At 36.2% G+C, this 13,140-nt stretch carries 11 protein-coding genes; 10 read left to right on the top strand and 1 reads right to left on the bottom strand.

Annotated elements, in window-relative coordinates; translation table 11 throughout:
• Positions 1–52: 52 nt before the first annotated feature.
• From WCV66_RS07345 to WCV66_RS07380, 9 genes are all read left to right on the top strand, one after another.
• On the top strand, positions 53–928 hold the full coding sequence (locus WCV66_RS07345; RefSeq protein WP_338788472.1) for a sugar ABC transporter permease: 876 nt from the start codon (positions 53–55) through the stop codon (positions 926–928).
• A gap of 2 nt (positions 929–930) precedes the next feature.
• Positions 931–1,761, top strand: coding sequence for a carbohydrate ABC transporter permease (locus WCV66_RS07350; RefSeq protein WP_066329741.1), 831 nt, complete (start codon positions 931–933; stop codon positions 1,759–1,761).
• A 136-nt stretch (positions 1,762–1,897) separates the two neighbouring features.
• Complete coding sequence (locus WCV66_RS07355; protein ID WP_338788474.1) at positions 1,898–2,827, top strand: glycoside hydrolase family 113; 930 nt, start codon at positions 1,898–1,900, stop codon at positions 2,825–2,827.
• Between the two features lie 313 nt (positions 2,828–3,140).
• Entirely contained in the window at positions 3,141–5,603 is a 2,463-nt protein-coding gene (locus WCV66_RS07360; RefSeq protein ID WP_338788475.1) for a beta-mannosidase, read from the top strand.
• A gap of 182 nt (positions 5,604–5,785) precedes the next feature.
• Positions 5,786–6,853 carry a LacI family DNA-binding transcriptional regulator gene (locus tag WCV66_RS07365; protein WP_338788477.1) on the top strand — a complete coding sequence of 356 codons (1,068 nt, stop codon included), beginning with the start codon at positions 5,786–5,788 and terminating at the stop codon, positions 6,851–6,853.
• A 46-nt stretch (positions 6,854–6,899) separates the two neighbouring features.
• Positions 6,900–6,971 carry a hypothetical protein gene (locus WCV66_RS26795; protein ID WP_413789660.1) on the top strand — a complete coding sequence of 24 codons (72 nt, stop codon included), beginning with the start codon at positions 6,900–6,902 and terminating at the stop codon, positions 6,969–6,971.
• 13 nt (positions 6,972–6,984) lie between these two features.
• Positions 6,985–7,962, top strand: a complete 978-nt coding sequence (locus tag WCV66_RS07370) for a glycoside hydrolase family 113 (RefSeq protein WP_338788478.1) — start codon at positions 6,985–6,987, stop codon at positions 7,960–7,962.
• 18 nt (positions 7,963–7,980) lie between these two features.
• Positions 7,981–8,604: an SGNH/GDSL hydrolase family protein gene (locus WCV66_RS07375; protein WP_338788480.1), complete on the top strand. Its 624-nt coding sequence runs from the start codon at positions 7,981–7,983 to the stop codon at positions 8,602–8,604.
• Between the two features lie 1,256 nt (positions 8,605–9,860).
• Positions 9,861–10,643: a nuclease-related domain-containing protein gene (locus tag WCV66_RS07380; protein WP_413789661.1), complete on the top strand. Its 783-nt coding sequence runs from the start codon at positions 9,861–9,863 to the stop codon at positions 10,641–10,643.
• Between the two features lie 5 nt (positions 10,644–10,648).
• Here the strand turns inward: WCV66_RS07380 and WCV66_RS07385 are convergent, their stop codons facing one another.
• Positions 10,649–12,115 (bottom strand): potassium/proton antiporter, encoded by a 1,467-nt coding sequence (locus tag WCV66_RS07385; RefSeq protein ID WP_338788481.1) that lies wholly within the window; start codon positions 12,113–12,115, stop codon positions 10,649–10,651.
• A gap of 335 nt (positions 12,116–12,450) precedes the next feature.
• On the opposite strand from WCV66_RS07385, the gene WCV66_RS07390 reads away from it, so the two are divergent.
• Positions 12,451–13,131, top strand: a complete 681-nt coding sequence (locus WCV66_RS07390) for a sigma-70 family RNA polymerase sigma factor (protein ID WP_338788482.1) — start codon at positions 12,451–12,453, stop codon at positions 13,129–13,131.
• Positions 13,132–13,140 lie beyond the last annotated feature (9 nt).

Consider the following 13,140-nt stretch of genomic DNA (forward strand, 5'->3'; position numbering starts at 1 on the left):
GAGGCTAAGCTTATGTGAATTTCGCTTTTATTACTGCCGGGAGGTGTAGTCTGTGTTCAAATTCTCAAACCTATCTTATGACGCGCAAAGAAGAGTCATTATTATTCTTTTCTCAATTGTTCCGGTAGCATTGTTAATTACTTTTGCTTATATACCGGTAGCGAATATGTTCTATTACAGTTTCACAGATTGGAATGGATTTAGTGATAAGGAGTTTGTCGGATTTGAAAATTACCTGACAATTTTTACTGATCCAGAATACTTTGTTGTTTTTAAAGTAAGTTTGTATTATTTCTTTGCAACGTTTGTGCAAATGGGATTAGCGTTATATTTTGCGACAATTTTAAGTTTTAACGTGCGTTTTAAGAATTTCTTTAAAGGTGTTTTGTTTTTTCCTTACTTATTAAATGGTGTTGCGATTGGTTTTATGTTTTTGTTTTTCTTTAGACCTGAGGGAACATTGGATACGGTTTTAAATGCTTTAGGATTAGGAGAGTTTATTCAACTTTGGTTGGGAAATCCAGATATTATTAATATTTCTTTAGCAGGAACTTCTATATGGAGATATATGGGTTTTAACTTTATCATCTTTTTAGGAGCGATTTCATCGATTCCTAAAGATGTATATGAAGCAGCGGAAATTGATGGTGCGAATAAATGGCACCAGTTTAGATATATTATTTTACCGAGTATTCGCAGAATCATTCAGCTTAATTTAATTCTAGCGATAAGTGGAGCACTTTCTTCGTTTGAAATTCCTTACATTATGACAGCTGGTGCTAACGGTAGTAAAACGTTTGTTATCCAGACAGTAGATATTGCGTTTAAGTATGGTAAGGTCGGTCTAGGTTCTGCGATGGCTGTTGTGCTTATGATTATTGTTATCGTTGTAACGCTTATACAGAAAAAATTCTTTAAGGAGGACTAGAAGTGTATAAATTAAAGTATACGTTAGGTAGCGTAGTTAAATATGTATCACTGCTTCTAGGATTATTCGCAGCTTTAATTCCAATTGCGGTCGTATTCTTTGCCTCTTTTAAAACAAGTAGTGAATATAAGAGTTCAGGACCTTTAACACCGCCTGAGAATTGGACAAACTTCGAAAATTACACAAGGGCATTTGTTGAAGGAAATATGATGGTGGGGTTTGTAAATACAACGATAATTTTACTTGTTTCGATTGTAGGTGCAACGTTAACAGGTTCAATGATCGCATTTGTATTAAATCGTTTTAAATTCAGAGGTAGCAATCTATTAATGGGTGCCTTTTTACTTGCTACACTTATTCCAGCTGTTACAACGCAAGTTGCAACCTTCCAAATAATTGAGGGGCTTGGGTTGTTTAATACAAGAGGAGCGGCAATTATTTTGTACATGAGTACAGATATTATTGCAGTTTATATTTTCTTGCAGTTTATGGATTCGATTTCAGTTTCATTAGATGAATCAGCAATGCTTGATGGTGCGTCATATGTAACGATTTTCAGAAAAATTATTTTACCTTTACTTAAGCCGGCTATTGTAACGGTTATCATCGTTAAAGGTGTAAATGTATATAACGATTTTTATACACCGTTCCTCTATATGCCGAAAAAGGAGCTTCATGTTATTTCAACCGCGCTGTTTACGTTTAAAGGACCTTATGGATCACAGTGGGAGGTTATCTGTGCTGGGATTATGATTGCGATTATCCCGACGTTGATTGCTTTCATCTCACTTCAGAAACATATATACAACGGAATGGCAGGTTCAGTTAAGTAATTATTCATCGAATGGTCCTGTCTGGGATAGTCTTGGAAAGTCATATTTTTGAGACGTTATTTTTGTAATGGAAAAACGTAAGGGACTGAATTTTAGTTTTGATGTCAGCCCTTATTTTGTAAGGAGGAGCCGTTTTTTGGAATTCATCAAGGGTTTTACGTATGGTTGGATGAGTAGAAAAGGAGATTTTAAGAAGCCTGAAGCGAAGGAGTCTATGAGGCTCTTAAAAGAACGAACAAATACAGATTATGCAATTATTTCATTAGCAGCTTTACAGGATGGTGCCCATACAACAGTAGTTGATTATACTGGGGAACACATGGTTTCAGATGAAGAATTAGTAGACATGATTGAATATGCTCAGTCGCTTGGCCTGAAGGTGATCTTAAAACCTACAGTGAATTGTAAGGATGGTACATGGAGAGCGCATATTAATTTCTTTGACCTAGATGTTCCTTGTGAACCTAAGTGGAAAGATTGGTTTAAGAGCTATACGGAATATCAAATGCATTATGCTGCAATTGCTCAGAAAACAAATTGTGACATGATCATTGTTGGTTGTGAAATGGTACAAACAGAACGTAAAGACAAAGAGTGGCGTGCTTTAGTAGATGAAGTGCGTACGGTTTATAATGGGGCTATTACGTACAATACTGATAAATACCAAGAAGGAAATGTGAAATGGTGGGATGCATTAGATGTGATCTCGTCCAGTGGTTATTATCCAATAAATGATTGGGATAAACAGTTAGATCGTATCGAAAAGATTATTAAACCATTTAATAAACCGTTTTTCTTTGCGGAGGCTGGTTGTCCAAGTCGTTCGAATTCGCCGTATGTTCCGAATGATTGGGGTCTCGAAGGTGAGACGGACCTGAAAGCGCAAGAGGATTATTATAAAGTAATGTTCGAAAAAACAAAGGATAGAGACTGGGTACAGGGTTTTGGTCTGTGGGACTGGAAAGCTCTGCTTCATATGGAAGAAAACGCGGCAAATAATGATGATTATGCTGTTTATGGAAAACCAGCAGAAAAGGTAATTAAGGCTTTTTATGCAACTAAATAATGATGAAGGTGAACGATCCTTAAGGTAGCAAACTCTTGTTTAGGGGGCTACCTTTTTTGTCGAATATTTTAGGATGAAAATATGTTTGTTATGTCTTTACTATAATTGAATATTAGTATAAAGTTAGTTTTATAATAACAAATAAAATAACTAAAATAACAAGAGGGGTAAATGTACTTGATTTGTAATAATATAGGTTGAATTAATATATTGCTTAACTAGTGGAAGTTTAAATGATTCTATAGATATCTATACTTATCTAAAAACTAATCAAAAAAACTAACAAAAATAACAGATTAGAAGGGTGAGAAGAATGAAGAAAATAGATTTAAATGGATCTTGGAAAATGAAGTGTACGAATGAAACTGAATGGTTAGATGCAATCGTTCCAGGTTCTGTTATGAATGACTTGTTAAGGCAGGGGAAAATTGATGATCCTTTTTATCGTGATAATGAAGACCATGCTTATGAAATAGCTGCAAAGGATTATGAATTTACTCGTGAATTTTCAGTTGATGAAGAACTACTTAGTCATAGCCAGGTTGCGATTCGATTTGATGGTCTTGATACACTTTCAGAAATAATGGTTAATGGACAATTAGTTGCAAAAACAAACAATATGCATCGTACCTATGAATTTGATATTAAGGCTTATTTAGTGAAAGGAACAAATCATTTACAAGTAACTCTCCTCTCACCAATTCAGTATATAACTGAAAAGCAGAAAGAAACGAAATTATGGGGAGTAACCGATGCCATTGAAGGGTATCCACATATACGAAAAGGCCATAGTATGTTCGGTTGGGACTGGGGTCCTCGAATTCCTGATTTAGGAATTTGGCGTACTGTTTCTCTGCTAGCTTGGAATCATAGTCGCATTGAAGATGTGTATGTTAGTCAGGATCACCATGAAAATGAGGTCGGTGTAAATGTACGTGTGAAAGTAAAGGATGTACAGAAAGAAATCGTAAACCTTGAGGTGAAGCTTACAAGTCCGACGGGTGAAATAAATTCAACAAAAATCACGGCTATGAAATCGGAAGAAACAATTACGATTGATGTAGCAAATCCACAATTATGGTGGCCAAATGGATATGGAGAACAGCCATTATATAAGGTAGAAGTCCTTGTTTCAAATGAGGAGGGCTTGTTAGATGAAAAAGCATTAACCATTGGACTGCGTACGATAAAAGTAAAACATGAACCTGATCAATGGGGAAAATCATTCGAATTTGAAGTAAATGGTCTCTCAATTTTTGCGATGGGTGCGAACTACATTCCAGAAGATAATTTGTTAGCGAGAAATTCATCAGAAAGAACCGAACGATTAATCAATGATTGTGTGGAAGCTAACTTTAATATGATTCGTGTCTGGGGTGGTGGAATTTATCCTGAGGATTATTTCTTTGATTTATGTGACGAAAAAGGGCTAATCGTTTGGCAGGACTTTATGTTTGCTTGTAGTATGTACGAATTAAATGATGAGTTTAGAGAAACCGTTGAACAAGAAGTAATAGACAATATGAAGCGGATTCGTCACCATGCAAGTCTTGGAATTTGGTGTGGAAATAATGAAGTTGAAGAAGCCTGGGTATATTGGGGAGATATGCCTAATGATGATTACAAACATAAAGCAGACTATATCAAGCTTTTCGAATTTATTATTCCTGAGCTTGCAAAGGAACTTGACCCTCAGACCTTCTACTGGTCATCATCCCCATCATCTGGTGGAGGATTTAATGAACCGCGTAATCCAAATGAAGGTGATATGCATTATTGGGAAGTATGGCATGGATTAAAACCATTCTCAGAATATGAGAAGTTCCATTTCCGCTTCTGTTCGGAATTTGGTTTTCAATCATTCCCATCAATGAAAACGATTGAAACCTTTACAGAGCCTGAAGACCGCAATATTTTTTCATATGTCATGGAAAAGCACCAGAAGAATGGAGCTGCGAATGGGAAAATTCTCTTTTACCTTTCTGAAAACTTCCTTTATCCAAAAGACTTTGATTCTTTACTATATGCCTCCCAGCTATTGCAGGCAGAAGCAATTAAATATGGGGTAGAACATTGGAGAAGAAATCGCGGTCGTTGTATGGGGTCACTTTACTGGCAGTTAAATGACTGTTGGCCGGTTGCTTCTTGGTCTAGTATTGATTATTACGGTCGCTGGAAAGCGTTGCATTATTTCACGAAGAAGTTTTATTCGCCAGTTTTGTTATCACTTAGAGAAGATGGAACAGATGTAGAAATCCATGTGACAAACGATTCTTTAGCAAATGTAAATGCGCGAATTGAATGGAAATTACGTAAAAATACGTCAGAAGTTCTTCAAGAAGGAACTGTGACTGCAACTATTGAAAGTCTTACGGCTAATCAATGTGAGAAATTATCATTTGGTGAATTTTTGACTTTTGATGCAATGAGAAATACGTACCTTGAGTGCATATTGTATGTAAATGGTGAACAAACAACTGTAACAACCCTGTTGTTTACGAAGCCGAAGCATTTTACTTTCCTAAATCCAGAACTATCAGTTGACGTGACAGAAACAGATGTAACATTTGAGATTGCTGTATCCTCGATAGCTTTTGCAAAATACATTGAACTTGAATTAGTTGCAGCAGATTGCAAGTTTAGTGACAATTACTTTGATCTTTCGGCAGGAGTTAAAAGAACGATTGTCGTTCAAAAAGAAAGTTTGAGTGAAGATCTAAGTCTAGGTGCATTTAAGCAACAGTTATCACTTCGCAGTGTTTTTGATATTGCATAGAAATAACTGAATGACTCTCATATCCCTTCGTCATTTTGTAATAATAGGCCGGGTAATTCTACTCTTTAACATTAGTGATAGAAGACACTGTCTGTAGCGGAAATCAACAACCGAGTTTAACAGAGTCTTAAAAATAAATACATGAAACATGATCAAATACGTTGGTGGAGTGAGATAAAAGCATGGCAAAAAAAGTTACGATGCAGCAAATTGCCGATTACTTAGGTGTATCAAAGTTTGTTGTTTCTAGAGCACTGTCTGGAAAAGAAGGGGTCAACCCTTCGACAAGAGAAAAAGTGTTCCAAGCTGCCTCAAAGCTTGGATACTTCGCTCAAAGGAATATGAAAATTGAAGATATACATGATCAACAACAAAATGAGCAGCAAACGATCGATACTACTGTGACAAATAACAAAAGTGTGTTAGTGCTTATGCCAAATATCCGCTTCCAAAACAAAGAATCACGTTATTGGGGGCGGATATTAGATGGCATTGGAGAAATGGTAGAAACAATCGGAGCTGGCATGGTTGTTCTTACAGAAAATAACGTAGAAAGCCTTGGGAATGTTTTGAATCCAAGGGGCTTTTTAGGTGTGATTAGTATAGGGGTTGTCTCTACTGCGTTATTACTCGAGGTCCATCGCTTACATATACCATTAATTATGGTGGACTATGAGGATGCATTAATTCCGTGTGATTCGATTTTTAATAACAGCTTTGATTGTAGCTTGAATTTAACAAATCATTTAGTAGGACTTGGTCATCAACACATTCAATTTGTTGGAAACATTGAATACTCCCGTAGTTTCTATGATCGCTGGCTTGGATACAGAAGTGCGATGGAGAGGAATAAGCTGACTATTAAAGGGGATACCATTGTCTATTCCGAGGGTGCTGATCGAGTGCGCGATGAAATAAAACAATGGTTAAAAAAACAAACAAAGCAAACTATGCCTACTGCATTTGTTTGCTGTAATGATAATGTGGCGAAAAGAATGATTACAGAACTAGAAGAATTAGGTTATCACGTACCAAATAAAGTCTCAGTTGTAGGTTTTGATAACATGGAATTTTCTTATTCGATGACACCAACAATTACAACTGTTGATGTTGCAAAAAAAGATTTGGGAAAACGAGCAGTTGAAATGCTAATGAGAAGAATGAGAGAAAAACATTTACCTTTTGAGAAGGTGCTACTGGCTGGAACAATTTTGCTTCGTGAATCAACAGCTAGACTAAATAAAGTGTAAATGCCGAAAAATTAATAATTTTGGCTATCGGGTTTGGGATATGGATATGAATAATTCAGCATACGCAGAAATCGCCGAGTATTTCCGTAATTTTGATCCACATCATGAACGAGAATAGAGGAGAAAAAACAATGAAAGAGATTTTCGTGAAAGGGATGACATATGGCTGGAACACATCTCGTGGAGCTTATCGTACCCCTAAAGCAGTTGAATCACTAGAAAAATTAAGGGAAACAGGCAGTGAGTGGATTGCATTGTCCTTTTTTACGTATCAAGATACATATTCATCTACCGAGATCGCATTTGATTATGGATTTACAATGACAGATCGCGATATTGAATTTGCGGTAAATAAAGCGAAGGAACTTGGTATAAAGGTTTGCTTAAAGCCTGTTGTGAATTCAAGAGATGGATTATGGCGAGCGCGAATTGGATTTCCAGAGGATGCAACAGAGTATTGGGATAAATGGTTCAGATCTTATGAGAATTTCCTCCTTCACTATGCTGAGCTTGCAGAAGAGCTTGGCTGTGAGATGTTCTGTGTTGGTTGTGAAATGATTGGAACTGAGTCAAGAACAGAACAATGGGAGCAAGTGATTGCAAAGGTAAGAGGGGTTTATAACGGACCGATTATTTATAATGCGAACCACGGGAAAGAAGAAGGAGTAGGATGGTTTGACAAGGTCGATATCATCGGGACAAGTGCTTACTATCCAGTAGCTGAAGGACCTGGAGATAGTGAAGAAAATATGATGAAAAACTGGGAAAAAGTGAAAGTGAAATTAGTGAAGCTTCACGAAAGGTTTAACAAGCCAATTGTCTTCATGGAAATTGGTTGTCGAAGTGCTGAAGGTTGTGCGACGATGCCTTGGGATTTTGAACATACAGAGCTTCCGTATAGTGAAGATGAACAAGCAAACTTTTATAGTTCGGTTATGAAAGTATTTTGGGACGAGCCTTGGTTTGGTGGCTTTTTCTGGTGGGACTGGAGTACAAAACTTTATCCATTAGCAGAAGCTAAGTCAAATACTTACTTTGACATTTATGGTAAAAAGGCTGAAAACGTTTTAAAGGAATGGTATCGAAAAGATGTTCAAGCAAAGAAATAGTATGTGGGAGGTTATGAAGTGGTAGAGAAAAAGGTTTTACTGATCGGTGATAGTATAACTGAGTGGGGAAGACATGAGGACCATGAAAACTTAGGCTCAGGTTATGTAAGACTTATTCATGATTATTTTGTTACAACTTATCCAAACCAAGCCTATCAATTTCTAAACAGAGGTGTTGGTGGCGATCGCATTACCGATTTAGCTGAAAGATGGCAAAAGGACGCCATTGACTTAAAACCAGATTATATTTCAATTTCTATCGGAATAAATGATGTATGGAGACAATTAGATCATCCGGACATGGAGCAAATACCAACGGAACAATTTCAACAGCTATATACCGATTTATTAACGCAAATAAGAGAAAAAACAAATGCAAAGATCATCCTGATGGAGCCGACGATTATTGAAGAAGATGTAAAAGCTAAAGGAAACCAACTATTATTTGACTACGTTGAGATTGTTCATAAAGTAGCAAAAGATTTTCAGGCAACAGTTGTTCCAACACATAAAGCATTTATTAACTATTTACAATCTGGTAACGACTACAAATTAACAACAGATGGTGTTCATATGAATCCAGCAGGAAATATGCTAATGGCGAGAACTTGGATAAAAGCGGTTGAAGATCAGTTGAAATGAAGGTTTTATCTGGTACAATGATGAACCTGTAGCTGGATATTAGAAAATTTAGGACCTCCTGACACTATAATTAGGGAGGTTTTTTTATGGTGGGGTTTAAAAATTGGTTCAATCAGCTTGGAAAGCGTGGTGGGAAAATGGAGTTGGTTCAATAAATGAGAAAAGAGGTTCAATAGAGAGAGAAAGTGGTTAAATAGTAAATGAGCGTGGTTCGAAAAAAAGAAAACCTGGTTCAATCCACTAGGAAAGCGTGGTGTGAAAATGGAGTTGGTTCAATAAATGAGAAAAGAGGTTCAATAGATAAACAAATTGGTTAAATAGTAAATGAGCGTGGTTCGAAAAAAAGAAAACCTGGTTCATTCCACTAGGAAAGCGTGGTGTGAAAATGGAGTTGGTTCAATAAATGAGCAAAGAGGTTCAATAGAGAGAGAAAGTGGTTAAATAGTAAATGAGCGTGGTTGGAAAAAAAGAAAACCTGGTTCAATCCACTAGGAAAGCGTGGTGTGAAAATGGAGTTGGTTCAATAAATGAGAAAAGAGGTTCAATAGATAAACAAAGTGGTTAAATAGTAGATGAGCGTGGTTCGAAAAAAAGAAAACCTGGTTCAATCCACTTGGAAAGCGTGGTGGGAAAATGGAGTTGGTTCAATAAATGAGAAAAGAGGTTCAATAGATAAACAAATTGGTTGAATAGTAAATGAGCGTGGTTCGAAAAAAAGAAAACCTGGTTCAATCCACTAGGAAAGCGTGGTGTGAAAATGGAGTTGGTTCAATAAATGAGAAAAGAGGTTCAATAGATAAACAAATTGGTTGAATAGTAGATGAGCGTGGTTCGAAAAAAAGAAAACCTGGTTCAATCCACTAGGAAAGCGTGGTGGGAAAATGAAGTTAATTCATTAACCTGATTCAATTCACTAAAAACGTATGAAAAGGTAGGAATTTCAGTCAGGTTTCATCAGTAAATCAAACTGAAATGGTCTACTTTTTTAATAAAATACATTTAAAATGATTAAAATAGTTGCAGGATAACTATCAATTATAGCGAATATCATTTTTGATACGTAATCCAAAACATAAAGGAGTGAATATCCCCTGATTATTAAAGAACAAAAAAAGTCTTCTGAGCTATTAAAGTTAGAGGCGATAGTAAATAGACTCCGGAAATCGCACAGTAGCTATCCCATTTTAGAAAAAGATTATGCAAAAAAACTTGCAGGATATAAAGGAGAAAAGTCAATTGACTACTATTTAAGTTACATCAATGATAATTATCTTATTTTCAGTAATATTAGGCTAAGAGATAAGAATCATTTTTTTCAAATCGATACACTTATTGCTTCACCATTCTTTATTTGCAACCTCGAAGTGAAAAATATAGCGGGAACTTTATATTTTGATGAAGAATATGATCAGATGATACGAACGTTAGATGGGAAAGAGGAAGGCTTCCCAAGCCCCCTGATTCAAATACGGAGGCAGCAGTCCCATTTAGAGAATTGGCTGGAAAATCATAAATTTCCACGAATCCCTTGTCAAAGTTTTGTTGTTATTAGTAGTCCTTCTACAATTATAAAAGCCCCAAAGTCACTCAAATCTCAAATCCTTCATAGCGCAAACATTCCTTACAAAATAGGAGTTCTAGAAAAGAAGTTTAAAGAACAGTTATTAACGAAACCTACTCTTAAAAAGTTATCTAAAACACTTATGGAAAAGCATACAGAAGAGGATGTTGACTTATTTACCAAATATAATATTTCAAAGAATGACATTCTAACTGGAGTGCAATGTCCAGGCTGCGGCCAATTTCCTGCTAAAAGAACCCAAGGTTTTTGGCGATGTTCATTTTGTAAACATAAAGCGAAGGATGCTCACCTCAGAACTCTAGAAGAATACAAATATCTTTTTGAAAATAAAATATCAAATCAACAGCTCCGGTCATTTCTTCACATCTCATCACGTACTAGTGCAACAAAGTTTTTCAGTACATTAAATTATGTTCATGAAGGAAGAACAAAGGATAGAGTGTATTTTATACCTTAAAAACTTCATTCAACATTCAGCAACTCCTTCAAATCAGGAATACTCTTCTTATCAGCAAGAATATACAATATATCATCCTTTTTAATCGTTAAATCCTCACTGGGTGGCAAAAGGTCCTTGTTCCTAATAAGGGCATTCACCCATACCTTTTCAGGAAACGTAATATCCTTCACTTCCTTATTTAACAAACTGCATTTTTGACTAACAATGTATTCAATTAATTCTGCATTTACCTTGCTCAGTGAAATGACTTCAAGTAAATCAGGTGAAATATCCTTTTCTGGTTCAGTAAGTCTAAGCTTTTTTGCAACTAATGGAATAGTAGATCCTTGCACAAGGGCTGAAGTTAAGACAACGAAGAAAACAATATGAAAGATAATATGACTATTTTCCACGCCATCAATGAATGGAAAGGTTGCAAGTACAATTGGGACAGCTCCACGTAATCCTGCCCATGATATAAAAAGAAATTCCTTTGAAGAAAATGGAAAGTATGATAGTGCAGCATATACAGCTGCAGGGCGTGCGATCACAATAAGAATCACTGATAAAAGCAAAGCTCTCCAAATTAAATCCAAATCAAATAACTGAGAAGGGGAAACTAATAAACCGAGAATAATAAACATTAAAATTTGCATCATCCAAGCCAATCCTGAATGAAATCGCAAAATTGAGTTTCGATATGTAAGATCTTTATTGCCGATTACAAGTGCAGTTACATAAACAGCAAAAAGCCCGCTCGCGTTAAGCATAGAAGTGACACTATATGAAAGGATCGCGAATACTAAAGTAAAAACAGGGTATAACCCGTTAAAGTCTAAATTGATTTTATTAATTGATTTTGAGGCTAGCCAACCAAGTCCGTAACCAAGAAGAAGCCCGATGCTCATTTGCCAGAAAAATGATAAAATCAGCATGACGATATTAGCGTCATCAGAAGTCAGTAACTGGATTGTGGATATGGTTAAAAACATGGCCATAGGATCGTTTGTTCCTGATTCAGCTTCTAATACAGAAGTAAGTTTTTCTTTCACATTTTGTCCTGCTAAGATCGCAAATACTGCTGCTGCATCTGTTGAACCCACAATTGCTCCAATCAAAAAAGACTTGAGCCAGTCCATGTCAAAAATCACTTTTGCTCCTATAGCAGTAATTAAAGTCGTTATTAGGACACCAATTGTTGCTAATGATAGAGATGGGGCAGCGACCTTCTTAACAGAACTCCATCTCGTTTTTAGTCCTCCTTCAAATAGGATTATGACTAACGCTATAATCCCAATAATTTGGGCAATTTTCACATCGCTAAAATAGATAATGTTTAATCCATCACTACCCATAACCATTCCTAACCCGATAAACAACACAAGAGCAGGAACGCCGATTTTAGTAGAGAATTTTGTTGTAATAACTCCTAATAATAAAAGCAGTGACAGGAGTAAAATTAGATAATCTGTTTCGAAATGTTCCAGCATTTTGGCCTCCTAAGGTTAAATGAAAATGGGAGTTTTTAAAAACAATACCCTTGATTAAAATGTATCAAACAAGTTACATATGATGGAATTAATCATGTGGTTATATACAAGTAATAATTAATTTATAAAAATGGCTCTGTTAAATCTCATTGTTGATTTTGGCACTTTGTTGATTGGAACGGATACGGTAAGGCTCCCGTACCGCCCGCGGAAAGCGAACACCAAAGCGTAAATCCACAGCCAAGTTTAACGGAGCTATAAAAATAAATGACCCCATATCTTTTTTTGCCACCTTATTCGTTATATAACTGAGAGTGTTTAAAGGAGTGAATGGAATGCAAAGTAATGAAATGAAAGAATTAAAACTCAGGGCACGTGTAAAGATCGAAGACTATATTCCAGCGTTGGTTGCATATTGCCAATTTCTGACAAATAGTAGCTGGGATGGTGAGGACATCGCCCAAGAAACAGTGATAAAGGCAATTGAAGCGTACGGTCAAAAGGCTGAATTGATCTCACCTGCTTTGCTTAAAAGAATTGCTTATAATCATTGGATTGATACTGTTCGTAAGAGAAAAAAGGAGACGCTTGAATCCGATATAACATATAACGAGGCAAAGCATGAACGTACAGTTGAAGATGCCTTTGACATCGTGCAGTATTTAGTCAAACATTTCACTCCAAAGCAAGCAGTGATTCTCTTTCTGAAAGAGGCTTTTTGCTATCGGTCCTCTGAAATTGCTAATATTCTTGGAACAACTGAAATGGCGGTCAAGTCGATTCTTCATCGCTTGAGAAAGCGGATTGAAAATAATGGGGGGAACGGCTTGACGCTAATCTGGGAAAAAGAAGAAGAACAATTGCTTTCAGAACTTTTCTACGAAGCTCTAACACTGCAGGACCCAACAGCACTAATTCGTAACATCCCGACATTTCACTCTTTAATGAAGGAAGCTGTTGCTCCTGTACCTTCAAAAACACTCTCTCCTTCAAGTGGACTTTGCATGGCTGCTTAATTTGAAACA

Origin of the sequence: Metabacillus rhizosphaerae, assembly GCF_037201795.1 — a bacterium.
GTDB classification, from domain to species: Bacteria; Bacillota; Bacilli; order Bacillales; family Bacillaceae; genus Metabacillus; species Metabacillus rhizosphaerae.

What these genes read in the sequence shown, in the direction of transcription:
- WCV66_RS07360 (WP_338788475.1), top strand. Translation starts at nt 3,141, where the DNA reads ATGAAGAAAATAGATTTAAATGGATCTTGGAAAATGAAGTGTACGAAT.
- WCV66_RS07365 (WP_338788477.1), top strand. Translation starts at nt 5,786, where the DNA reads ATGGCAAAAAAAGTTACGATGCAGCAAATTGCCGATTACTTAGGTGTA.
- WCV66_RS07370 (WP_338788478.1), top strand. Translation starts at nt 6,985, where the DNA reads ATGAAAGAGATTTTCGTGAAAGGGATGACATATGGCTGGAACACATCT.
- WCV66_RS07385 (WP_338788481.1), bottom strand. Translation starts at nt 12,115, where the DNA reads ATGCTGGAACATTTCGAAACAGATTATCTAATTTTACTCCTGTCACTG.
- WCV66_RS07390 (WP_338788482.1), top strand. Translation starts at nt 12,451, where the DNA reads ATGCAAAGTAATGAAATGAAAGAATTAAAACTCAGGGCACGTGTAAAG.